The organism is Methylophaga sp. F7, assembly GCF_056863975.1.
Genome location: NZ_CM166511.1, coordinates 1,561,307 through 1,585,091, shown reverse-complemented (window position 1 = coordinate 1,585,091; position 23,785 = coordinate 1,561,307). Strand labels below are relative to the sequence as shown.

At 44.1% G+C, this 23,785-nt stretch carries 21 protein-coding genes; 14 read left to right on the top strand and 7 right to left on the bottom strand.

Annotated elements, in window-relative coordinates; all coding sequences use genetic code 11:
* Positions 1–3 precede the first annotated feature (3 nt).
* From AC08OG_RS08120 to AC08OG_RS08085, 8 genes are all read left to right on the top strand, one after another.
* The gene (locus AC08OG_RS08120) at positions 4–597 is read left to right on the top strand and encodes a nitroreductase family protein (protein WP_292356836.1); all 594 of its coding nucleotides are present in this window, start codon (positions 4–6) and stop codon (positions 595–597) included.
* Between the two features lie 31 nt (positions 598–628).
* On the top strand, positions 629–1,093 hold the full coding sequence (locus AC08OG_RS08115; protein ID WP_292356838.1) for a pentapeptide repeat-containing protein: 465 nt from the start codon (positions 629–631) through the stop codon (positions 1,091–1,093).
* Between the two features lie 205 nt (positions 1,094–1,298).
* Entirely contained in the window at positions 1,299–2,258 is a 960-nt protein-coding gene (locus AC08OG_RS08110) for a DUF481 domain-containing protein (RefSeq protein WP_292356840.1), read from the top strand.
* Between the two features lie 145 nt (positions 2,259–2,403).
* Positions 2,404–6,291, top strand: a complete 3,888-nt coding sequence (hrpA, locus tag AC08OG_RS08105) for an ATP-dependent RNA helicase HrpA (protein ID WP_292356842.1) — start codon at positions 2,404–2,406, stop codon at positions 6,289–6,291.
* 264 nt (positions 6,292–6,555) lie between these two features.
* Complete coding sequence (locus tag AC08OG_RS08100; protein ID WP_292356844.1) at positions 6,556–6,951, top strand: c-type cytochrome; 396 nt, start codon at positions 6,556–6,558, stop codon at positions 6,949–6,951.
* Positions 6,952–7,021: 70 nt separating this feature from the next.
* Positions 7,022–7,312, top strand: a complete 291-nt coding sequence (locus AC08OG_RS08095) for a PepSY domain-containing protein (RefSeq protein ID WP_292356846.1) — start codon at positions 7,022–7,024, stop codon at positions 7,310–7,312.
* 2 nt (positions 7,313–7,314) lie between these two features.
* Positions 7,315–7,992 (top strand): response regulator transcription factor, encoded by a 678-nt coding sequence (locus AC08OG_RS08090; protein ID WP_292356848.1) that lies wholly within the window; start codon positions 7,315–7,317, stop codon positions 7,990–7,992.
* Positions 7,985–9,337, top strand: a complete 1,353-nt coding sequence (locus AC08OG_RS08085; RefSeq protein ID WP_292356850.1) for an ATP-binding protein — start codon at positions 7,985–7,987, stop codon at positions 9,335–9,337. The genes AC08OG_RS08090 and AC08OG_RS08085 overlap by 8 nt, the downstream gene beginning before the upstream one ends.
* On the opposite strand, the gene yjgA is transcribed toward AC08OG_RS08085, so the two are convergent.
* Genes yjgA through AC08OG_RS08060 form a run of 5 tightly spaced genes read right to left on the bottom strand, consistent with a single transcriptional unit; the run spans position 9,331 to position 14,073 of the window.
* Positions 9,331–9,861, bottom strand: a complete 531-nt coding sequence (gene yjgA / locus AC08OG_RS08080) for a ribosome biogenesis factor YjgA (RefSeq protein WP_292356852.1) — start codon at positions 9,859–9,861, stop codon at positions 9,331–9,333. The two genes, AC08OG_RS08085 and yjgA, sit on opposite strands and share 7 nt — an antisense overlap.
* Before the next feature lie 3 nt (positions 9,862–9,864).
* Positions 9,865–10,281: a secondary thiamine-phosphate synthase enzyme YjbQ gene (locus AC08OG_RS08075; RefSeq protein ID WP_292356854.1), complete on the bottom strand. Its 417-nt coding sequence runs from the start codon at positions 10,279–10,281 to the stop codon at positions 9,865–9,867.
* Entirely contained in the window at positions 10,278–11,324 is a 1,047-nt protein-coding gene (locus AC08OG_RS08070; RefSeq protein WP_292398834.1) for an anthranilate phosphoribosyltransferase, read from the bottom strand. Before AC08OG_RS08070 ends, AC08OG_RS08075 begins: the two co-directional genes overlap by 4 nt.
* Positions 11,325–13,337: an NAD-dependent DNA ligase LigA gene (ligA, locus tag AC08OG_RS08065; protein WP_292356858.1), complete on the bottom strand. Its 2,013-nt coding sequence runs from the start codon at positions 13,335–13,337 to the stop codon at positions 11,325–11,327.
* Positions 13,321–14,073 carry a cell division protein ZipA gene (locus AC08OG_RS08060; protein ID WP_292356860.1) on the bottom strand — a complete coding sequence of 251 codons (753 nt, stop codon included), beginning with the start codon at positions 14,071–14,073 and terminating at the stop codon, positions 13,321–13,323. The genes ligA and AC08OG_RS08060 overlap by 17 nt, the downstream gene beginning before the upstream one ends.
* Positions 14,074–14,132: 59 nt before the next feature.
* On the opposite strand from AC08OG_RS08060, the gene queF reads away from it, so the two are divergent.
* From queF to cysZ, 3 genes are read left to right on the top strand one after another with little or no spacing between them, the layout of a single operon-like run.
* Positions 14,133–14,522, top strand: coding sequence for a preQ(1) synthase (gene queF, locus AC08OG_RS08055; RefSeq protein ID WP_292356861.1), 390 nt, complete (start codon positions 14,133–14,135; stop codon positions 14,520–14,522).
* Positions 14,523–14,524: 2 nt separating this feature from the next.
* Positions 14,525–15,802, top strand: coding sequence for an FGGY-family carbohydrate kinase (locus tag AC08OG_RS08050; RefSeq protein WP_292356863.1), 1,278 nt, complete (start codon positions 14,525–14,527; stop codon positions 15,800–15,802).
* A gap of 12 nt (positions 15,803–15,814) precedes the next feature.
* Entirely contained in the window at positions 15,815–16,585 is a 771-nt protein-coding gene (gene cysZ, locus AC08OG_RS08045; protein ID WP_292356865.1) for a sulfate transporter CysZ, read from the top strand.
* Between the two features lie 85 nt (positions 16,586–16,670).
* On the opposite strand, the gene AC08OG_RS08040 is transcribed toward cysZ, so the two are convergent.
* Entirely contained in the window at positions 16,671–18,845 is a 2,175-nt protein-coding gene (locus tag AC08OG_RS08040) for a TonB-dependent receptor family protein (RefSeq protein ID WP_292356866.1), read from the bottom strand.
* Positions 18,846–19,032: 187 nt separating this feature from the next.
* Positions 19,033–19,236, bottom strand: coding sequence for a (2Fe-2S)-binding protein (locus AC08OG_RS08035; RefSeq protein ID WP_292356867.1), 204 nt, complete (start codon positions 19,234–19,236; stop codon positions 19,033–19,035).
* A gap of 283 nt (positions 19,237–19,519) precedes the next feature.
* On the opposite strand from AC08OG_RS08035, the gene AC08OG_RS08030 reads away from it, so the two are divergent.
* The 3 genes from AC08OG_RS08030 (at position 19,520) to AC08OG_RS08020 (ending at position 23,780) form a co-directional block, all read left to right on the top strand.
* A complete protein-coding gene (locus tag AC08OG_RS08030) occupies positions 19,520–21,016 on the top strand; it encodes a glucan biosynthesis protein G (RefSeq protein WP_482930533.1) in 1,497 nt (498 codons plus the stop codon).
* Positions 21,013–23,169, top strand: a complete 2,157-nt coding sequence (gene mdoH, locus AC08OG_RS08025) for a glucans biosynthesis glucosyltransferase MdoH (RefSeq protein ID WP_292356871.1) — start codon at positions 21,013–21,015, stop codon at positions 23,167–23,169. The genes AC08OG_RS08030 and mdoH overlap by 4 nt, the downstream gene beginning before the upstream one ends.
* Positions 23,170–23,354: 185 nt before the next feature.
* Complete coding sequence (locus tag AC08OG_RS08020) at positions 23,355–23,780, top strand: CBS domain-containing protein (RefSeq protein WP_292356873.1); 426 nt, start codon at positions 23,355–23,357, stop codon at positions 23,778–23,780.
* Positions 23,781–23,785 lie beyond the last annotated feature (5 nt).

Sequence of the window (23,785 nt, the reverse complement as noted above, 5' to 3'; positions counted from 1 at the left end):
ATCTTGATACAAAAACCCGCTGAAACTGAACAGAAACTTGCCTCGATTATTGCCGAGCGATGGAGTGGCAAGGCTTATGATGCATCGCAGGCCGTCAGTGATGACATCATCATGGCTCTTTGTGAAGCAGCTTTATGGGCGCCCTCCTGCTATGGCGAAGCACCATGGCGTTACATTATCTGTAACAAATTCAAAGACGAAATAAGCTGGCAAAAAACATTGGATTGTCTTGCTCCGGGCAATCAGGAATGGGCGGTAAATTCACCGTTATTGATCGTGACGGCATCACTGCCCCACTTCACTCGTAACGGCAGCGAAAACCGTTGGAATGGATATGATACTGGCGCCGCCAGTCTTAATTTATGTTTACAATCAACCGCATTCGGTCTGATGTCTCATCAGATGGGTGGATTTGATGCTGATAAATTACGAGAGGCTTTAGCCATACCAACCACGGTAAATCTTTGGTCGGTAATTGCTATTGGTTATCCTGCTGCGTTGGATACGCTGAGTGCTGAAGTGTTAGAACGGGAACTAAAAGCCAGACAGCGACGTCCTTTAAACGAACATTTTTTTGAAAATCGTTGGACCGATTAAAACTTATAACAATGAAATTGAGGTAAGTAAAATGAAATCAATGGTGATTATCACAGTCCTGAGTTTATTCAGTAGCGCCGCTTATGCATACGATAAAATTTATTTGAAAAGACTGCTGGAACAAAACCAATGTCACCATTGCAATTTAAGTGAAGCACCACTTGAAGATCATGATCTGGAAGGTGCTGATATGAGTGAAGCCAATCTTAAAGGAATTATTCTTACCAATGCCAATGTAAAAGGGGCATGGTTCACTCATTCACGTATGCAGGGGGCACAGCTTGAAGGGGCAGATCTGCGTAATTCCCTAATGGATTACGCCCAGTTGATGGATGCCAATCTGAAAAACGCCAAACTTGATGGTGCGCATTTGATTTTTTCAGACATGAGTGGCGCAGACCTAACCGGGGCATCAATGAAAGGCGTTCATGATCGAGGGATTAAATTCTGCAACACCACGATGCCTGATGGTAGCGTAAATAATGATGGTTGTTAGGTTAGAAAGAAAAGCATAGTTACTGCATTATCTCTTTCAGGATGTCGTAATAAGCCTCAATTAATGTTGCTGATAAAAGATAAATCGAGCCCAGGTTAATAGTCCCGATATTTAGAGAAAAATTCCCGGTAAATTACTCCTGACATTCGTCGCAGTAATCGCTAGTATATGGCGGACAATTCAGCCATAGGAACCTATTTTGTTTTTGAAAAAAATCGTCTTCGTTTGTTTGTTGGTACCTGTTTTATCTCACGCTGCGCCCGTTACGTTGATTCTGACCAACGGTGATCGTTTGCAAGGTGATTTATTAGAACGTAATCAGGAATCCCTTACTATTAAACATCAGCTGCTTGGTGAAATGATCATTAACACCAATACAGTTTCCGAAATCAAAACAGATTATGAAGCTCTGGCTCAGCAGACCCCAACGGATGACACCCCCATTATTGAACCGGCTGACCTTGCTGAGGCTGAACCGGAAGATAATGGCCTGCTGGGGACCGGCTGGTTAACAAACTGGGAAAGACGTTTTGATTTGGGGCTGGCGGGCAGCCGTGGAAAATCTGATAACAGTCAGGTTAATGTTGCATTTAATGCTGACCTGGCAACCGAAAAAACCCGGATTAACAGCCGAACGGCATATTATTATGCTAAGTCTGAAGAGGAAACTTCCGACAACAGCTTTTTTACCTCAATTAACCGCGACTGGTTGAAACCTGAGACACCATGGTTCATGTTTGCTGGTGGGCGATTGGATGTCGATAAATTCAAGGATTATGATTATCGGCTCAATGCCAACGCCGGTTATGGTTATGAATTTGCCAATACTGATGATTGGTTATTCGTTGGACGTTCCGGTGCGGGTTTTAACAGAACGTTTGGTGGTGAACGTGAAGAATTTACCCCTGAAGGCTTGTTAGGTCTCGAAACACGCTGGCGCATTAATACTGCGCAACGTTTAGCTTTAGCCAATACGTTTTATCCTAGTTTCGATTCTTTCGATGCCTACCGGAATGTCACCACATTTGATTGGATTCTTGACTTGGATGAACGTGCTGGCGTAGCGTTAAAAGTCGGCATGACCAATGAGTATGACTCTGAAACCGAAGATGAAATTAGTAAAAACGATTTCAAATATACTTTGTCGCTGTCATGGAGTCTCTAAGGCTACGTTGTTTAGCCTAATACGTCTCCAGTAATGGAAGCAATGAACACAGTTCAACCGTTCTGATTACGCGTTTTCAGATGCTACTCTGTATACTGACGCTGAAAATTATTAAGCTCGAAGCTTCCAAGTAAATTGAAAATTAGTGAACAATCAACAGCAACAACTTAAAACTCAAGTAAAAAATACCATGCTCGCCGACCAGCACAAACTGCGTCGGCGATTAGTGCAGTTACAGAATAAATCCGCCAATGAGAGCGAATGGCTGAATCTGCAGCAACAGATTGAACGTTCAAATGAGCGCTTTCAGTTTCGTTTGAACAACCTTCCAAAGCCCTCCCTTAATGCTGATCTTCCCGTTATTGAAAGAAAGGAAGATATCGCAAAAGCCATTCAGCAGCATCAGGTCATTATTCTTTGTGGTGAAACCGGTTCCGGTAAAACCACGCAGTTACCTCAAATATGTCTTGAGCTGGGTCGCGGTGTTGGTGGTCTGATTGGTCATACTCAGCCGCGACGTATTGCCGCCCGGACTGTTGCAACACGTATTGCTGAAGAACTAAAGTCCCAAATCGGTGAAGCGGTTGGTTATAAAGTCCGGTTTCATGATCAGGTAAAAGCCGATAAAAGCTATATCAAACTGATGACAGACGGTATTTTGCTGGCTGAAACGCAAAACGACCCCTACCTGAATCAATATGACACGCTGATTATTGATGAAGCGCATGAACGCAGTCTGAATATTGATTTTCTATTGGGTTATCTCAAACAACTGCTGCCGAAACGCCCGGATCTGAAACTGATCATCACCTCGGCAACTATTGATACTCAACGATTCTCTGAGCATTTTGACAATGCACCGGTGATCGAAGTCAGTGGCCGCACTTATCCTGTTGAAATCCGCTATCGTCCATTATTAAGTCGTGATGATGACAGTGAAGATCTGGATTTTGTTGACGGTATCGTTCAGGCAGTAGATGAATTATGTCGAGTCGGGCCAGGTGATGTACTGATATTCCTCTCGGGTGAACGCGATATCCGTGATGTCTCTGAAGCACTTCGCAAACATCATCCGCCCAATACCGAAATTCTGCCATTATTTGCCCGACAATCAGCCAGCGAGCAGAACCGTGTGTTTAAAACCGGTGGCCCGCGACGTATTATTCTGGCGACCAATGTAGCGGAAACGTCGTTGACCGTACCGGGTATTCGTTATGTCGTTGATCCCGGTCTGGCGCGTATCAGTCGCTACAGTGTACGAAATAAAGTGCAACGTTTACCGATTGAGAAAATATCGCAATCGAGTGCGAATCAGCGTTCCGGTCGTTGTGGTCGTGTTGCCGCCGGGGTTTGTATTCGTTTATACGATGAAGAAGATTTTGCTGCCAGACCGGCATTTACCGATCCGGAAATTCTGCGTACCAATCTGGCCTCAGTTATTTTGCAGATGACCGCATTAAAACTGGGCGACCCGGCTAAATTTCCATTTATCAATCCCCCGCCACCGAAGATGATCAACGATGGTTATCGGTTGTTGGAAGAACTCAATGCTGTAAATGGCAAACGCCAAATAACCGAAACAGGTCGTCAGCTTGCCAAATTACCAATTGATCCGCGTATTGCCAGAATGATTCTGGCGGCAAATGATCAAAACAGTCTGAATGAAGTGCTGGTGATAGCCAGTGCCCTGAGTATTCAGGATCCACGAGAACGTCCGATGGATAAACAACAGGCTGCAGATGAAGCACATAGCAAATACAAAGACGACCGATCAGATTTTTTAGCGTTTCTTAAGCTATGGGATTTGTATCATGACCGTCAGAAACACTTAAGTCAGAACAAATTTCGCAAATACTGCAAAGAAAACTTTCTGTCTTTTCTGCGTCTGCGTGAATGGCATGATATTTATCAGCAACTGCATGTGCAAACCACACAAATGGGCTTCAAACCTAATCAGCAACCCGCTGAGTATCAATCCATTCATCAAGCCTTGCTCAGCGGTCTGTTAAGCAATGTGGCCATGAAAGCTGACCAGCATAGTTATGCCGGCACACGTAATCTGAAACTGAAAATTTTTCCTGGCTCAGCATTACATAAAAAAGGTCCTAAATGGATCATGGCGGCCGAGCTGGTGGAAACTGGACAACTCTATGCCCGGATTGTCGCCAAAATTGAACCCGAATGGATTGAACCCATTGCAGGAGATCTGGTTAAACGCCAATATAGCGATCCGCACTGGGAGAAAAAACCGGCTCAAGTAGTCGCTTTTGAAAGTGTCAGTCTCTATGGATTACCCATAGTCAACCGTCGAAAAATTCACTATGGACCATTGGATCGCCCTACTTCCAACGAGATATTTATCCGTGAAGCTCTGGTCAATGGTGATTTCAACTGTCAGGCCAAATTTTTCCAACATAATCGCCAGCTGATTGATGAAATTGAACTGTTGGAGCAAAAATCACGGCGACGTGATGTGCTGGCAGATGAAGACACTCTGTTTGCTTTTTATCATGAACGTATTCCTGACGATATTATCAATGGCCACGGCTTTGAAAAATGGCGTAAACAGGCAGAAAAGAAAGACCCTCAGTGTTTGTTTATGAGCCGTGAAATTCTGATGCAGCACAATGCTGATCAGGTTACGGTCGATAGTTATCCGGATCAGTTGCTGGTGAATCGTGTTCCGTTGCCACTTGAATATCATTTTGAGCCAGGCAAGCAACATGATGGTATTACCCAGACGATTCCGCTGTCACTGCTCAATCAAAGTGATCCGGAACGTTATGAGTGGTTAGTGCCAGGCTTATTACGTGACAAGGTGATTTTTCTGCTAAAAAGCCTGCCTAAATCCTTGCGCCGTCATTTTATTCCTGTGCCGGATTACGCCGATCGATGCCTGAAAGCATTAACGCCTTATGAAGGAGCATTGTTACCTGCTTTAACTGAGCAATTACGTAAAATGACAGGAGTTGAAATCAAAGCAGATGATTGGCGGCAGGAAGACCTGCCACTGTATCTGAAAATGAATTTTAAGCTGGTTGATGAACAAGGCGAACTGCTGGCAGAAAATCGTGATTTAAATCAGTTAAAGCAGGACTGGTCAAAAGAGGCTGCTGCCAGTTTCCGTCAGTTACCCGATTCTGAATATGAAAAATCCGGGATGACCGGCTGGGACTTTGATGCTTTTCCGGAGCATATTGTGATGCAGCAAAATGGCCTGGAAATGACGGCCTATCCTGCCCTGGTAGATCGTGGTGATCATGTGGATCTGACCCTGATGGATACCTTGCAGCAAGCTAAATCATTCTCAGCTATAGGATTGAGAAGACTATTTATGCTGGCTGAAAAAGATAACGTTAAATATCTGCAGAAAAACCTGCCGGATATACAGAAGATGTGCCTGCATTATGCCAATGTACCAGCTGCGCCATTTGAAGAGAACAAAACCCAGCAGATTTCACCATGCGAGCAGCTGAAACAGGATTTGATAGCCGTTGCCTTTGATCGGTGCTTTCTGAAAGATCAGGACTGGCCACGAGACAAACAACAGTTTGAACAACGCTTACAACAACGTAGAAGTGAACTCATTAATATTGCTAATCAGCTTGCCAGACTGATTGCCGAACCATTAAGTGAATATCATGCGATTGCCAAACGGTTGTCTGGAAATATTCCTCTGGCTGCAATGCATGCAGTTAAAGACATCCGTGAACAATTAAACTATCTGCTGTATCAGGGATTTGTGCATCACACGCCGGATGAGGCTTTACAACGGTTACCCGCCTATTTTCGGGCCATCGGTGCGCGTCTGGATAAACTGAAAACCGATCCAGCCAAAGATCGTCAACGGCAAATGGAAGTCCAGCCCTACTGGCAACGTTATCTGACCAATATCAAACGTGCTGATAATGAAGCAATGCAACAATATCGCTGGATGATTGAAGAATTTCGTATCTCGGTATTTGCCCAGGAAATTGGCACTGCCTATGCCATATCAGCCAAACGTCTCGATAAGCAATGGGCAGAATGTTAAATCTTTAACCTTTCATCACCCATTCAGTCGCAGTTCAGTTAAGTATTGTTACTCTGACTTAAACTTCAGTATGTGGAGTAAGTCATGCACAAATATATTGTTCATCTCGTTGGTATCAACGATACCTATTCTTCTGACATATCTTCACACACTCTACACGGGCAACAGTTCAGATGGATAATGCTTTCTGGAACTCAGCTGATGAAAACCGATGACATGTTAAGCTCAAAAAATCATGTCCTTTCGATCGGTCGATAATCAGCTATGAATTTACGTTTGGCAGGATTTATCTTTCTTTGCAGTAACAATTTCTGGTTGGGGGGCGTTCAGGCTCAGGTTCCCTACACCGTTACTGAAGGCAATAAACTGGATTCACAAACCTATCAAGGCTATTTGCTTTATCGAAACTGGTGTGCCCGTTGTCATGGCACTTTCGCCCAGGGACTGGCTGGCCCCAATTTAGCGAAAAGTCTTAAACAGACCTCAAAAGACGAATTCATGCAGGTATTGGTCAAAGGTAAAAATGGTCGTATCGGCATCATGCCTGGATTTAATGATAATCCCCAGGTCATCAATGGCAGAGAGCAACTTTATAATTATTTACGCGCCCGGGCAGACAATGCTATTGGCCCGGTGCAACCTGAGCAGGGATCAAAATGATACATTCACCCCAAACCTGCAGTTTGCTATTATCCACTTATAACAAGCACACTAAAATTAAGGTTATTACATGAAATTTTCCTGGTATCTGTTACTTCTGATGCTAACGTTACCTTTATCTGGTTACACCGACCATTTGCCGCCTGAAGCAGAGGCGGGAACCAGTATTAACGATATCGCCCTACCGCTGACCAAAAAAACTGCCGCAGAATTAGCTCAGGTTGAAACCGGTGGACGGGTTTTATCGGTAGATCAGGAACAATATCAAAACCATACAATTTTCCGCGTCAAAGTCCTGCATGTTGATGGTAAGGTGAAAACCTACCGCCTGGATCGGCAAACCGGATATCAAATGCAATAGCTATGCGTGTTTTATTAATTGAAGATGAACCTCACCTGCGCGAACAGATCGGTCAGCATTTACGTCAACATCAACTTACTGTAGATATGAGTGCAGACGGTGAAGAAGGCTTATTCCTCGGCTCTGAATATCCGTATGACGTTGCTGTTATTGATTTGGGGCTACCTAAACTTTCCGGAATCGAGGTCATCAAACAGCTTCGCGAACAAAACATCACTTTTCCCATTTTGATCCTGACTGCTCGCGGTCGCTGGCAAGATAAAGTCGAAGGGCTTGAAGCCGGTGCCGATGATTATCTGGTCAAACCCTTTCATTTTGAAGAATTACTGGCGCGTTTAAATGCGCTGGCGCGTCGTGCTGCAGGCTGGTCAAATTCCACTATGCGTTGTGGACCGGTAGAACTCAATCCAGCTTCTCAGCAAGTAACGGTTAATCAGTCGGCAATTGAATTAACTGCATTTGAATACCGTCTATTACATTATCTGATGCTGCACGCTGGAGAAGTTATTTCCAAAACTGAACTGACGGATCACATATATGAACAGGATCAGGATCGCGACAGCAATGTCATAGAAGTATTTGTCAAAAGGCTGAGAAATAAACTGGATCCGGATAAATCAATAAATCCGATAGAAACATTACGAGGCCGGGGTTATCGGCTGACGCTGCCTCGTGAATAAACTCAACTTATCACTGACCAATCGACAGCTGATTGCCGTTACGCTGGTATTAAGTGCGTTTCTGGGTATCTCGGCTTTCAGTTTATTTAATGCCTTTGCTGGAAGCGCCGAAACAGCCCAGAAACAACGTTTATTAAATTATGTTTATACCCTGCTGACTGCTGCTGAAATCAGCCATGACGGTAAGTTACATATGCAGGAAAGTCTGGCTGAACCAAAATTTTCTATTCCCAATTCAGGTCTTTACGCACAAATTACCAGTGGTAATAAAATTGTCTGGCAATCCCCTTCGGCTATTGGTTTATTTTTGGCTCTTCCCTATCATCCTGGCCCTTCAGAACAGTTATATAGTCAGATTAATCTTGATAATGGCATGAAGTTACAGAATCTCGCATTTGGGATTGTTTGGGAAAATGACGATGGTGAACATTTTGATTACACCATTAATGTTTCTGAAGATCAGCATATGCTGGAAGCACAGATAGATGAGTTTCAGTTAAACCTCTGGTACTGGCTCGGTGGAACCGGATTGATGTTGTTAATTGCCCAATGGTTAATCTTGCGTTGGAGTTTACAACCGCTACATAAAGCAGCAGCTGATTTACACGCTATTGAAGCGGGAAAACAACAACGTCTGGGTGATGACTATCCCAGCGAGTTACAACAGCTCACCCGAAATATTAATAACCTGTTGGATCACGAACAATCTCGTCGACAACGCTATAAAAATTCACTCGCGGATCTGGCGCATAGCCTGAAAACCCCCTTGGCTTTATTACGTTCTGAACTGGAAAGCTGTGATGATGTAACCGCCTGTAAATTGACCGGTGAGGAACAGTTGGATCGCATTAATGCTCTCGTCGATTATCAATTGCAACGTGCTGCCACTGAAGGCAAAAGTAACTTACTGGCGCCGGTTTCGATTGGAGAAATCATCACTAAATTGATGAATTCACTAAAAAAAGTCTACCAAAGTAAAAATATCCATACGCAATGCGAAATTGAACGAGATGCCATGCTGCATGCTGACGAAGGCGATATGTACGAGTTACTCGGCAATCTATTGGAAAACGCATTCAAATACTGCGACCAACAGGTCAATATCGTTTTACGCCAGCAAAATCGCAGAATTGTCGTGCGTATTGAAGATGATGGTCCTGGCGTTCCAGCACATGCCAGTGCAGATATCATCAAACGTGGCAGACGTATGGATACCCAGATTGAAGGTCAGGGACTGGGCTTGGCAATTGCCAGCGATATCGTCGAAGCTTATCAGGGCAAAATCAGTGTGCAGCAAAGCTATCTGGGTGGTGCATGCTTTTTAATCGAACTTATCGATCACTGATTTTGCTGTAATTGCTGCAGATATTTAAACAATAGTCGGGCAGATTTTGGCGGCTGTTGTTTGGCGGCTTCCTGCTTGGCATTCCGGACCAACTGTCTTACGTGTTGATTATCAAAATCTTCAAAATAACCGCGTAGATCTGTCACAACAGTATCGTCTTCTGCTAATAAGCGATCCCGCCAGTTTTCCAGTTGATGAAACTGGTCAGTTTGAGCCTGTTTAGGCTGCTTCAGCTGTTCCAGTTTCTGCTGTATTTCTTCATGATCCAGTCGGGCAATAATGCCACCGATATAACCGGTCTGCCGTTTTAAGGCCCCTTTACTCATGGTTTGGGCTTTAAGAACCGCTTCAGTTAAATCTTCGTCCAGCTCCAGTTTTAATAAGTCTTTTTTTGGCAGCTCTATTAAATCCTGACCTAACTTTCTTAACGCATCGAGTTCTCGTTTAATACGCGATTTACTCTTGGGAATCGAAGACCAATCAAATTCCTCATCAAGGTGATCCTGTTCAAATTCTTCATTCATTTTTTATTCACCTTGTACTGTAACGATCACACGACGCTGCTGCCGATGCGTTCTGTGTTCCCATAAATAGATTCCCTGCCAGATCCCCAAAGCACATTTTCCATTACTGACCGGTACCACCAGATCGGGATTAGTCAACACGGTACGGATATGCGCGCTCATATCATCCGGACCTTCATCCTGATGTAAAAACATGGGATCTCCATCGGGGACGATATGTTGCATGTAGGTTTCCAGATCACGTCTGACATCAGGGTCAGCATTTTCACAAATCATCAAAGAAGCACTGGTGTGTTGGACAAACACATGACAGGTTCCGGTAGTGATTCCCGAAGCAGATACAATTTTAGCCACATCATCAGTGATATTGATGGTGCTGCGGCCTTTCAATTCAAATTGTAATTGTTGTTGCAAAATCATTTTGTTCTACCTTTTTCAAAAGCAGCAAAGGCATTACCCGAATCGAGGCTCTTCCTTACTAAATCCCCTGCTCTATTCTGATCTGAAACCAATCCACAGTGCCATAAAGCCATTGCTGCTCCATAAACCAGCAAATCATAAGCCACCCCTTTTTCACCCTGCAATGCCGCAATTCCACGTTGGGCTGACTCTGCTGCTGTCAGTTGATCCAAATCAGGCATAACGCCTCGAGTCTGCTGATCAACACCAAATGCCTGAGGATCCAATGAACAGGGTTTTAATGCACCATCGATCAATAAAAAGTTATCCGAGGTTTCACGTAAGGTTGGCACAATCCCGCCTTCCAGACCACGTACGATCAATGCGCTGTCAAAGCCGCTCTGTTTGGCAAGATAAGCCAACACTGGCGGATAGGCTTTATGTACAAAGCCTATTTGTAGATGCGTTTTCTTAGCCTTAACCGGCATCACCAGCTTTTCCAATGTCGCCAGACTAGGGCGTTTAATCATCAAACGGCGTAAATCCTGTAACGCAAACAAACTGGGTGTGGTAATTGCCTGATCAAGATAGGCCCAGCCGGTATCAGCATGGTTTAGTTGTTCGGCCGCTTCAGCGACCGTCAACTGAATATTCACACCCGCTGCTTCTAACACCTGTGCATGGGTGACACCAAATTTCGGTGCCATTTGGTAAACACCTTGCGATAACGCTGGCAAACCACAAGCTGCCATTACGGCAGGTAAAAATGCCGCTATTGGACAATGGCGGCTAAAGCCATTAAACGGATCGGAAAGTAGCATCACATTATCCACATCAAGTGGATGTTGTCCGGTCTTTTCCTGGATAGCTAACAACAGCCCCAGATTTTCTTCATCGGTTTCCCGTTTCATTCGCAATGCAATCAGCATTACCGCCATTCGCACCGGATCCACTTCACCTGAGAGGATTTCCAGCATCGCTTCACGGCTTTCCTCAAGACTGAGATCTTTACTCAGATGGGGGCCGGTGGCGACTTTTTTGATGGCATCAGCAACTGCACTCATTTAATTAATCCACTGTATTAGGGTCGCTTCATCGACCACGTCAATCCCGAGAGATTGGGCTTTATTCAATTTGGAACCGGCATCTCTGCCCGCCACCACATAATCGGTTTTGGCAGAAACGCTGCCTGCTACTTTGGCACCTAACGCCAATAATTTTTCTTTGGCTTCACTACGAGACAAATTTTCTAAAGTGCCCGTCAGTACAATAGTTTTACCGGCCAACTCTGAATTGGCATACACCGGTTTTTCTTCCGGCCAATTGACCCCGGCTTCTAAAAGCCGCTGAATCACATCCAGATTGTGGGTTTGTCGGAAGAAAGTATAAATATGATGCGCAACTACTGGACCCACATCTTCAATTTCAATTAGCTCGTCTTCTTTAGCTGCCGTTAGTTTATCCAGATCAACAAAGTGTAAAGCGAGTGACCGGGCGGTTGCTTCACCGACTTCTCGAATACCTAATGCATATAAAAATCGTGCAAAACGGGTATTTTTAGCCTGTTCCAATGCATTCACCAGATTTTCGGCAGATTTTTCTCCCATACGTTCCAACGCTGAAAACTGTTCTTTGTTCAGATAAAACAAATCCGCTGGATCTTTAATCAGCTCAGCATCAACCAGTTGCTCAACCAGCTTATCGCCCAGCCCATCAATGTCCAATGCTTTGCGAGAAGCAAAATGTTTTATAGCTTCTTTGCGTTGTGCAGCACAGAATAGACCACCACTGCAACGCGCTACGGCTTCACCTTCTACCCGTTCAACCTCTGCCCCGCAAACTGGACAATGCTTTGGCATTACAAACTCGGTGGCATTGGCAGGACGCTTGTCTTTAACAACCTGAACGATTTCCGGAATCACGTCCCCTGCCCGGCGAATAATCACCGTATCGCCAATTCGTACATCCTTACGTCGGACTTCATCCTCATTATGCAGCGTGGCATTACTTACCGTAACACCACCGACAAAAACCGGTTGTAAACGTGCAACCGGGGTTAATGCACCGGTGCGGCCAACCTGAACTTCAATATCGACAACCTGAGTGCTTTCTTCCTGTGCCGGAAATTTATAGGCAATTGCCCAACGCGGTGCTCGTGAGACAAACCCCAAACGTTCCTGCAAACGGCTGTCATCGACTTTGAACACTACGCCATCAATTTCATAGGACAAACTGGCCCGACGCTCCCCAAGCCGATGCAGATACTCAAGGCATTCATCAACACCTTTCAATTGCTGGGTATCAGGAGAAACGGCTCCTCCCCATTCGCTGATGATCTGCATGGCTTCTGTATGGCTGGATGGACGTTCCATGCCTTGAAGTTCTCCAAGACCATAACAGAACAATGCTAACGGTCGACTCGCCGTTACTGAGGAATCGAGTTGTCTTAATGATCCTGCAGCAGCATTACGTGGGTTTACGAAAAGTTTTTCATTGTTGGCCAGGCGCTGTTGATTAAGCTTTTCAAAACCCGCTTTTGGCATATAGATTTCACCACGGATTTCAACTACTTGTGGAATATTCTTACCGTGAAGTTTCAATGGAACATTGCGGATGGTCCGAACATTTTCGGTGACATCTTCACCCACCGCACCATCTCCACGAGTGGCAGCCTGCAACAGTAAACCATTTTCATATCGAATACTGATGGCCAGACCATCCAGCTTGGGTTCAGCAGCATAAGTAATCACATCATCAGTATTAAGACGATCAAGAACACGCTGATTAAACGCTGTTAACTCGGCTTCATCAAACACGTTATCCAACGACAACATGGGCATCGCATGAGTCACTTGGGTAAATTTATCCAACGGAGCCGATCCCACCCGTTGTGTCGGTGAATCCGCAGTGATCAGTTCAGGATAATCGGCTTCGAGTTTTTTTAATTCAGCAAATAACCGATCATATTCGGCATCCGTTACCTCCGGATCATCCGCGCTGTAATACAGGAAGTTATAACGATTAATTAAGTCTCGAAGCTGTGCGGCTCGCTCGCTGATTTCAGGTGAAATCGTCATCAGATTTATTGCCTGCCTGCAAAGATAAATTTAATTCAAAGATTCGGTTACGCGCGGCTTCCAAATGTTTATCGGTAATCGGTTCACGTTTTTCGTCACAAAGGATGCCACCGAGATAGGCGGTCAGTTGCTGCGCGGTATCCAGCATTGAATCAAATACTGTCAGACCATTTACCGGGCCAGGAAGTCTGGCAAACATTAATAAGCCAGGAGTCTTCATTGAAATCAATTGATCAGGAAGCAAAGTACCGGGATCCAGAATATTCGCCACACTGAACAATGTCTGTCGGCGATTATTAACGGTATAACGATGATATATCTGCATATCACCGAAATGCATTTCCTGCTGTTCAAGTGCAGATTTGATTGCCCGTCCGGTAAACATTTGTGATTCGGGGGCCATAATGGTCAATGCCACCACCATTTCCCAATCGGGCGTATCGTCCTCTTCGTCAACATCGGCAAATTCGTCATCCATTTCCGAATCGTCGAATTCGTCGTTAACATCAGCCACATCTGAATCCATACGAACTTTGGGTCCGTCGGATAAATCCACAGTATCTTGCGCAAAAACTGAGTCAAATCGCGCGTGAAAATCACTATTCTCGTCGTTATCAAAACGATCCAGTTCACGCTCGAATTCCTGGGCACGCTGTTGCTGCCGGGAATGGCTATACCAGCCGCCAATAATCAGCGCCACTAAAACAACTACAGACAGGAGAATGATTTCTAACACTTAATTAAATCTGCCAACTCAGGGATAATAACGGTTTTGTTCACACTTAGAGATTACCTATGTCTACGCTACCAAGCAAACAACTGGAAACCTTCGATAACGCAGTACCGGAGCGGGATTATACCATCCACATCGAAACACCTGAATTTACTTGTCTGTGTCCGAAAACTGGTCAGCCGGATTTTGCCACGATTAAGATCGATTATGTACCGGATTTAAAATGCGTTGAACTGAAATCTCTGAAGCTTTACTTCTGGTCTTACCGTGAAGAAGGTGGTTTTCATGAAAAACTGACCAACCAGATTCTGACTGATTTAGTGGCTGCAACTGAACCCCGTTTTATGCGTGTTACCGGCATTTTCAATGTCCGTGGTGGCGTTTATACCAATGTTGTTGCCGAATATCGCAAAGAAGGTTGGGTCGCACCAACGCCTGTCCAGCTTCCATAAATATGCGCGAGAGCGCATGGATTGGCATTGATTTCGGCACCTCCGGGTGCCGGGTCTGCGCCGTAGACCAAAACGGCAATATTATTGCCCAGATTGAACAAAACCTTCCCGCAGCTCCACACCCTTACCTCTCACCCAAACAGCAGTCTCTTTATCTTTTTGAGGCGCTAAAAAGGCTGGTAAAGCAACTTCCCGCAGTTGTCATTGAATCCATTAGCATTGATGCGACTTCCGGCTCGGTAATGTTATCTGACCACCAAGGAAATCCTCTGACCGAGATGTTGATGTATAACGATCAACGTGCTTCCATGGCGAGTGAAAAAATAGCGGAAAAAGCACCTATCAATTCAGCAGCAAGTGGTCCCAGCAGCGGTTTGGCAAAATTGCTGTATTTTCAATTAACCCTGGCGTTACCTGAAAAATATTATCTGTTGCACCAGGCCGATTGGCTGGCTATTCAGCTCGGCGCGACACCCGGTATAACGGATTACAATAATGCCTTGAAGTCTGGTTTTGATGTAGTGGAAAATCACTGGCCCAGCTGGCTGGAATTAATAACGCCAATGAGCGTTTTACCAAACGTTGTTGCACCAGGTACGGTGATTGGCAAACTCTCAGAAGCCGTTATGCTAAAACTTGGGATAAACCAGTCAGCACCGCCCCTGATTAAAGCCGGAACCACTGATAGCCTGGCTGCATTTATCGCTACTGGGGCTCGCCGGGTTGGAGAAGGCGTAACATCCCTGGGTTCAACGCTGGTCTTGAAACTTATCTGTAAAAATCCGGTATTTGATGCTGAAACAGGTATTTACAGCCACAAATTAGGAAATCGCTGGTTATGTGGTGGCGCGTCTAACAGCGGTGGAGCAGTATTGAGACATTTCTTTACTGACGAGCAATTAATCACGTTAAGCCAGAAAATTGATTTAAACCAGTCTGCACCGGACTATTATCCATTGCTAACGCCGGGAGAGCGTTTTCCAGTTGCTGATCCAAACTATCCAGCAAAATTGTTACCCCGACCAGCGGAAGATCATCTATTTCTGCATGGGTTGCTGGCTGGCATTGCCAGCATAGAAAAAACAGGTTACCAATATCTGCAACAATTAAGTGCTACACCGTTAACGTCGATTCGAAGTGTTGGCGGTGGCGCTAACAATCCTGTCTGGACGAAGCTGCGTGAGTCTTTATTGCAGGTTCCATTTGAAACAGTGGAACATACTGAAGCAGCATATGGCAGTGCATTGCTTGCAAGAGATGGTCTTACATTATTCCAATAAGGTATTGAAAAAATGGGCGATTTTATCCATGGTTCGCGCTATTTATTAAGCGGTTTCAAACTTATCAATCAACCCGGCGTACGTCGCTTTGCCTATATTCCAATTCTGATAAATACCTTGTTGTTTGCTGGAGCGATCTGGCTAGGTATTAACCAGTTTGATTATTGGATGACACAATTGACACCAACCTGGTTACCGGAATGGTTATCCAATGCATTGATGTGGATTCTTTGGCCGTTGTTTGCGGTACTGATTGTATTAATTGTGTTTTTCACTTTTTCCATTCTCGCCAATATCGTTGCTGCACCATTTAATGGACTGTTGGCAGAAGCTGTGGAAAAACGTTTATCCAATCAGGCTCCACCTGAACAAACTGTCTGGCAATTAATTGCTGACACACCAAGAATGATTTTTAATGAATTACGCAAATTGGCCTATTTACTGAAATGGATGATTCCACTGTTTATTCTGTCGTGGATACCCGGACTGAATCTCATTGCTCCATTGTTATGGTTATTTTTTTCCAGCTGGACTCTGGCACTTGATTATCATGACTATCCAATGGGAAATCATTTAATGGGATTTAAGCAGCAACGAGAACTGCTCAGAACCAAGCGATCGTTGGCGTTAGGCTTTGGCATGACAACTTTGGGGGCAACAATGATCCCGGTAATAAATTTTCTGATTATTCCAGTCGCAGTGGCTGGTGCAACGGCCTTATATGTTGGGAAATTACAAAAGAACAATAAAATTGATCTTAACAATAGCTTTCCAACTAAATAAGCTTAAAAAAACGCCTGAAGTCATTCTTCAGGCGTTTTTTTCAACAATTATTCAGTCTTAAATCAGACTTACTTTTTTCGCTTATTTAAAAGTCGATAATTACACCAGCATAAACCGTACGATCAATATTCGGGCGTGCACCAAAAGGTTGGCGAGCCACAATTTCTTGACGGTCAAAGACATTTTCAACTTTCAAAAATACTTCTGGCCCATCCACGAATTGATAACGACTGATCAAATCCATCGTGAATAAACCGTCTGTGCGATCAAAACGACTGTCTGATTTATTACAGCCGACATCCACACAAGTTTCATCTATGTATTTAGCCACTGCGTAATTATTCCAGCCACTGCTATGTTCTAAACCAACTCTCGCACTGAACATATTTTCAGGAATATTTTGCAGTTCTAATCCACTATCAAGTTGATCACCAGATGTGGTTTCGCCGTCAGTATAGGTGTAGGTAATATCCACGGGGATCATAAAGTTACCAGCCGCAAATAATTTACCTGCTTGAAACTCAAGACCTTTAACCTCTGCTCCACCAAGGCTAAATGAACCAGAAACAGCATCATTACTGCATTTGGAAGCGATCGAACACTGCTCGACAAAGTTACTAAAGTCAGAGTAGAAAGCGATTGCCTCACTGTAGAATGTGCCTTGATTAAAACGCACACCGAATTCATAGTTATCGCTCAAACCCGGATCAGTACCATCTTCAGCTCCGGCACTAATCGGAACCATACCTTCATGGTAACCCGCTAATACTTGCCAGTTTTCCGTCAAATCATATGTTGCTGAAATACCCGGTAAAAATTCCTGATAATCATTTTCAACTTTGCTGTTAGTCGTTACGGTTGATCGGCTTGGGTCTGTATATCGCCGAGCTTTGCTTTCAACATCTTCCATACGCAGAGACAAGTTCACTAATAACTTGTCGGTAACCTGGAAATTATCGGTGATCCACATGCTTAGTGCTTGCGCTTCCTCTAAACGATTATCGCCGCCACTCACAGTATCTGCATCGCTACTTTGAAAAACCAGTTGTCCATTAATCTGATCATAGGTATCGACTGGTTGGAAACGATCCGTTTCATCGAAGTGCTGACGAACACCAAAATTCAGATCGTGTGCACCAACCAGCCAGTTGAAATTCAGCTGTGCGCCATAAGAATCATACTCACGATTATTATTCTTGTACTGAAGACCAGCAACATCTTGTGAACCATCAAGTATTGCCTGGGCGTTAGCGTCTCCAGCATTAGCTTGATCAATTAATTTGATGTTGTTGTTATATTTAAACCAGTTACGCTTGAATTCATTATGGTACAGGGTCACTGTTGAATTAAACGTGTCGCTCCATTTGAAATTATGGGTAAGGTTCAGGCCAGTATGGTCGTTATCCATATTGTCTATTTCTGTCAGTCCGTAACGACGGTTTTCATCATTTCGGAAATCATCATCAGTTAAACCTGCATAGGTTTCATTAGAATCTTCGAAGGAACGTTGGAATTTAAATAAAACTTTATTGCGTTCATCTTCCCATGACAATTTGCCGACATAATCCTGAATTTCAAACCCACTGTCCTGTCCACTACGGTCAATATCTTTGAAACCTTCATTATTACGTTGAACAGTCTCCAATAAATAACCAAAGCCACCTTCTTTACCACCGTAATAGGCATGGGTATCAAACGAACCTTCATCACTAAGCATAAACATGGCACGGCCACGATTACTCTCCGGGATCGGCGTAGAAACCAGGTTAACGACACCACCAATAGTTTGAGGTCCATAACGTAATAATGGTGCGCCTTTTAACACTTCAATCGAATGCAAACGCATGGCTGTTGGAAAATAGTAGGCTGCTGGATTGGAATAAGGAGCTGGAGCGATCAACACACCATCTTCCATCAGCGTGATATTTTGGCTGCGTTCTGGTGCTGCAGCGCGAATACCAATATTGGGACGCAAACCTAAACCATCTTCTTCCAATATATAAATACCAGGAACAGTTTTCAGAACCTGATGAATATCTGTGGTGGCCTCAGTTGTAAGCTGATCATTATCAATATAATAAGCCGATCCCGGTAACTCACGAGCAGCTTGTTCACTACCAATAACAGTTACGGAATCTAATGATTTGACATCTTCCTCTGCTGCTACCTGTGAACCATATAGTGTTCCAAGTGCCAATGTCACCACTGAAACGATAGGTTTGAACTTGAAATTTCGCGGCTTGCGAATACCATTTGCCATATTATTTACCTTCAAAATTGCCATACGTAAAGAAATGTAAAGGCGAATGGTAATGGTTCTTATTAACCAGTCAAGAATTTTTCACATCTAAACCAGGAATTTTCGGAACAATCAGTGAGAAGATGTAATAACAAATATTACAAAGCTATGAAAAATAGGTATTTAACAACAATTATGAATATTGTTGCTATTTAACAACAAGCTCATCAAGCAGGTTCTCAATATCATAATCACAGGAACCACATCCTGAAATTGCGCCAGTTTTTCGTGAGATAGTATCGGTATCGACGATACCCTGCTCGAAAAGACTGATGATCTTCCCACGAGTGGTTCCACTGCAATCACAGATCACTTCATCAGCTCTATCTGGGGCGTTATTGTTGTTACTCATGCAAGTTAGCTACCTGACAATAATAATTTTCAGAACAATTTTTCAGTTTGGTTTAGCATATTAGATAGGCTTAACTCAAGTTATGGTGCCTGTTTACTAGATCTGAAATATTGAATTAACCAGATCTAAACCATATACGACCGAGCCTTCCCGAATTCTATCCCGTTTCATTTATCCCGCAATAAGGATTTAGCCCAATGTTGAGTTATTTATCTCTTCATCAAAAAACTGACTCTTCACTCTACACAAAGACCCTTTCCGGGCTTATTACGGCTTTTTTCTCATTCTGTTTATCCAAACAGCGCAGGCAGAAACATCTGTTGAAAATGGCGATGCAGGAACAGAATTTTCACGTAACACAGTGGTTGAGATAGCCCGCCAACTTGCCGAAAAGCCCTTTAAAGCTCCGCCAAACGCGCCCGACGAATTAGCAAAACTTGATTATTCAACTTATCGACAAATAAATTTTCAGGAAAATGCAGCGATCTGGGGCAAGACCCCAACCAAATTTTCGGTTCAATTATTCGCACCTGGCTTTTTGTATAAAGATTTGATTGATATTGATGTAGTCGAAAGTGGCAAGGCTTTTCCACTCGAATTATCTGAAACATCCTTCAAGGTTCCGAATGAGGCAATTGGTAAAAAACTTGTAGAAGTTGGTAAATATGCAGGTTTACGGCTGCACTATCCAATAAACAATGACGACTATCAGGATGAGTTTATTGTATTTCAGGGAGCCAGTTATTTTCGGGTAGTTTCCAAAGGACAGCTCTATGGTATTTCTGCTCGCGGTCTGGCCATTGACGTCGCACAACCCAAAGGTGAAGAGTTTCCTCTTTTCAAACGTTTCTGGATTGAAAGGCCCTCTTCAAGTCAGAATGCCATTGTGGTGCATGCCTTACTCGATAGTAAAAGTGTTACCGGTGCCTATCGTTTCGGGATTCATCCAGGATCGCCCAGTAAAATTGATGTCGATGCCATCCTCTTCCCACGTGTTGATATTAAGCATGTCGGGCTAGCACCACTAACTTCCATGTTTATGCATGGCGGAATGGATCGCGCTGATCAATTAGATTTTCGACCTGCTGTACATGACTCTGAAGGTTTGCAAATGCGTAATGGCAAGGGTGAGCGTTTATGGCGTCCATTGAACAACCCGCAAACACTCCAAATCAGTGCGTTTATAGATGAGAACCCCAAAGGATTTGGTTTGATTCAACGCCACCGTGAGTTTGATTATTATCAGGATCTGGAAGCTAATTACCACAGACGTCCTTCTGCCTGGGTCAAACCTATAGGTGACTGGGGAAAAGGTCAGGTAGAACTTGTTGAAATTCCATCAGCTTCTGAGGAAAACGATAACGTTGTGGCGTATTGGAGACCAGCCGATGGCTTGAAAAAAGGTGAAGCGTTTGAATATGCCTATACCTTAACCTCGCCTGATGATGTTCCAGAAGACACTAATAAACCGCGCATTGTGAACAGTAGCAGTGGTCTCAAGCTCTTTGATGATAGTAAAGAAATAGTGATTGATTACAGCAATATCGATAGTCAGGATATTGAACAGATTGATGTTGTTGCCAGTATTAGCAATGGCAAAATTCTTGAAAGCCGGATTCAGGAAAACCCGCATATCAAGGGTGCAAGGGTATTTATTACTTTCGATCCTGAAGATGCCGATGTAGCGGAATTTCGGGTACAGTTAAATAAAGATGATAAATATGCTGCACCCACATGGCTTTACAGATGGTTGAGCAGGGATTGGAATAATTCTTTATGAGTGTTGATTTACGGATCGATAATACCGAAAAAGGCATGCAATATGAACGTGCCCTGCCTGCCGAATCGCCCCTGGAAATGCCCCGACATGGAGTCTACGAACAAGGACTTTCCATGCGTCATAGCCAGCGCACCTTCTTCTATATTTTGCGAACGCTTATATCGCGGTTATTCGTACTCGGTGTAATGCTTGGATTGTCCTATTACGGTATTACGGAGATTTACGGGGTATTAAGCACTACTAACGTTGTCACCAACCTGCAGTGGTTATTTTTAATTCTTTTCAGTATCAACTTTCTCTGGGTTTCGTTTGCATTTGCTCAGGCACTGCTGGGCTTTTTATTGCATCTAAAGCCTCGACTTATTAAACAGTCCGAGCAGGAACCTGACTATACAACGGCCATTCTGCTGCCCATATACAACGAAGACCCCATCCGTATCAAGGCGGCGCTCAAAGTAATGCGTGAGGATTTATTAGTCAAGGCGCCAGGAAAATATGCGTTTTTTATTCTCAGTGATACCAATAAGGCAGATGCATGGATTGCAGAAGAACAGGCTTTTTTGGATTTGATTAACAAAGACGAATCAGGCTGTCCGGTTTACTACCGTCGCCGTCAACAGAATACTGAACGTAAAGCTGGCAATATAGGTGATTGGGTACAACGCTGGGGCGGTGCCTATGAAGCCATGATCGTACTGGATGCTGATAGTGTGATGAGTGCCGAGTGCATGCTCACCCTATCCCGTCGAATGGCTGCCTCGCCTGGGGTCGGATTAATCCAGACCTTACCAACGATAGTCCGGGCCAATACGCTTTATGGACGCTTACAACAATTTGCCAACCATTGTTTCGGCCCTATTTATGCCGAAGGTTTATCTGCCTGGCATGGCCTGTCATCCAACTTTTGGGGCCACAATGCGATTATCCGAACCCGTGCGTTTGCCGAATCATCGCATCTGCCAATTTTGCCCGGTAAACCTCCGTTTGGTGGCCATGTATTAAGTCATGATTTTATTGAAGCAGCGCTGCTGCGTCGTGCAGGCTGGGGGGTCCGATTTGATACCGATATTCAGTCGACCTATGAAGAGTCTCCTCCTTCGCTGATTGACGTAATGATCCGGGATCGTCGCTGGTGTCAGGGTAACCTGCAACATACCCCTTTTATGTTTGCCCAGGGTTTTGTGTTACCCACTCGTTTACATATATTTTCCGGATTGATGTCATATCTTAGTGCTGTTTTCTGGCTGTCTTTAATTGTGGTCGGTTTGGCCATTGCCGTACAGGCAAGATATGTGCGTCCGGAATATTTCGCCAATCCTTCACTGTTCCCTACCTGGCCAGTATTTGATTCTGAGCGAGCCTTAACGCTTTTTATCGTATCTATGGCCATTGTTATTGCACCTAAGGTGTTTGGCTGGTTTGCGGCGCTGATAAATATTCCACGTTGCATGAAATTCGGCGGCCCTATTCTGCTAACAGTAAGTGTCGTTGTGGAAATGCTTATGTCGGCGCTGTATGCACCGATATTAATGGTGCATCAGTTTGGTGTGGTGGTGGGAATTTTCCGTGGCAAGGACAGTGGCTGGATGCCTCAGTCACGTGATGATGGCGCGTTAAGTTGGGCTGCTGTAGCACGAGCGCATGCTGGACATACATTATTCGGCATCATTCTCGCCATTATTGCTTTGTTACTTAGTATAGAACTGTTTTACTGGCTACTGCCGATCACAGGTGGGTTGATGTTGTCGATCCCTTTGTCATGGCTGAGTGGTGGAACCCGACGCAGCAAACTGCTTAAATGGCTTGGCATACTGCGGGCTCCAGAAGAAAAAAATCCCGCTCCCATTCTGGTGGATTTGGAGCATCAGCTTTCAGCCCTTTCTCCACAGCCCAAACAGCATGCCTTTATTCGGTTGCTAAACAATCCACAACTTTGCAACTGGCATATCGCTCAATTGCCTGACAATGCAAATCAAAAACCTGTATTTCATCCACCCAGAATATTAGCGGAATGGAAAGTACGACATGCCGACAATATGCAACAACTTGAGTCATGGCTTGAACCGCAGGAAGAGCTGGCATTTTTAAGTCAAAGAGATTGTCTGCAACAATTAAAAAGTCTGGAAAACAACTTAACCAAACAAGCGGTATAAATTTAAGAAAAACTTGCTCAGCCAGCTAATTTTGCTGGCTGGAAAAGCACAGCTATAGATTGCTAAACTTGAATCTTAGCCAGGGTTGAACAAACTTTTATCACCTCGATATGATTTTACAGACAGCAAAAATACTGGCTGTCATTCCCACTCTTCTGAAACGAGAAAATCAAAGGAGAAATTCGATGATGCGCGTGAAAGATGTGATGACAAAACAACCTTTTTACCTTGATGCAGATGTCAGCATTCAGGAAGTTTCCCAAACTATGCGAGATAAGAATCTAGGCTTTGTACCACTCAGTAAAAACAACCGAGTGATTGGCGTGATCACTGACCGGGATATTGCACTCAGAGTAGTTGCAGATTCGAAAGACCCGCATCAGAAAGCACGAAACATTGCGACCGAACGGGTTTTATATACTTATGAAGACAAACCTATTGATGAAGTTGTAAACAATATGGCTGATCAACAGGTGCAACGCCTGTTAGTGCTTAACAACCCGAACAACGAAGAGTTGGTGGGTGTTATCACGCTGGGTGACATTGCTGATAAATGCAATGACGAAGCGATGGCAAAAAAAGTGATTAATGCGGCACGGCATTATCACTAACTTTC

Coding starts and splice junctions, on each gene's coding strand:
- AC08OG_RS08020 (WP_292356873.1), top strand. CDS start 23,355: ATGATGCGCGTGAAAGATGTGATGACAAAACAACCTTTTTACCTTGAT.
- cysZ (WP_292356865.1), top strand. CDS start 15,815: ATGGGCGATTTTATCCATGGTTCGCGCTATTTATTAAGCGGTTTCAAA.
- AC08OG_RS08035 (WP_292356867.1), bottom strand. CDS start 19,236: ATGAGTAACAACAATAACGCCCCAGATAGAGCTGATGAAGTGATCTGT.
- AC08OG_RS08115 (WP_292356838.1), top strand. CDS start 629: ATGAAATCAATGGTGATTATCACAGTCCTGAGTTTATTCAGTAGCGCC.
- AC08OG_RS08050 (WP_292356863.1), top strand. CDS start 14,525: ATGCGCGAGAGCGCATGGATTGGCATTGATTTCGGCACCTCCGGGTGC.
- queF (WP_292356861.1), top strand. CDS start 14,133: ATGTCTACGCTACCAAGCAAACAACTGGAAACCTTCGATAACGCAGTA.
- AC08OG_RS08070 (WP_292398834.1), bottom strand. CDS start 11,324: ATGAGTGCAGTTGCTGATGCCATCAAAAAAGTCGCCACCGGCCCCCAT.
- yjgA (WP_292356852.1), bottom strand. CDS start 9,861: ATGAATGAAGAATTTGAACAGGATCACCTTGATGAGGAATTTGATTGG.
- ligA (WP_292356858.1), bottom strand. CDS start 13,337: ATGACGATTTCACCTGAAATCAGCGAGCGAGCCGCACAGCTTCGAGAC.
- AC08OG_RS08075 (WP_292356854.1), bottom strand. CDS start 10,281: ATGATTTTGCAACAACAATTACAATTTGAATTGAAAGGCCGCAGCACC.
- AC08OG_RS08090 (WP_292356848.1), top strand. CDS start 7,315: ATGCGTGTTTTATTAATTGAAGATGAACCTCACCTGCGCGAACAGATC.
- AC08OG_RS08100 (WP_292356844.1), top strand. CDS start 6,556: ATGAATTTACGTTTGGCAGGATTTATCTTTCTTTGCAGTAACAATTTC.
- AC08OG_RS08040 (WP_292356866.1), bottom strand. CDS start 18,845: ATGGCAAATGGTATTCGCAAGCCGCGAAATTTCAAGTTCAAACCTATC.
- mdoH (WP_292356871.1), top strand. CDS start 21,013: ATGAGTGTTGATTTACGGATCGATAATACCGAAAAAGGCATGCAATAT.
- AC08OG_RS08095 (WP_292356846.1), top strand. CDS start 7,022: ATGAAATTTTCCTGGTATCTGTTACTTCTGATGCTAACGTTACCTTTA.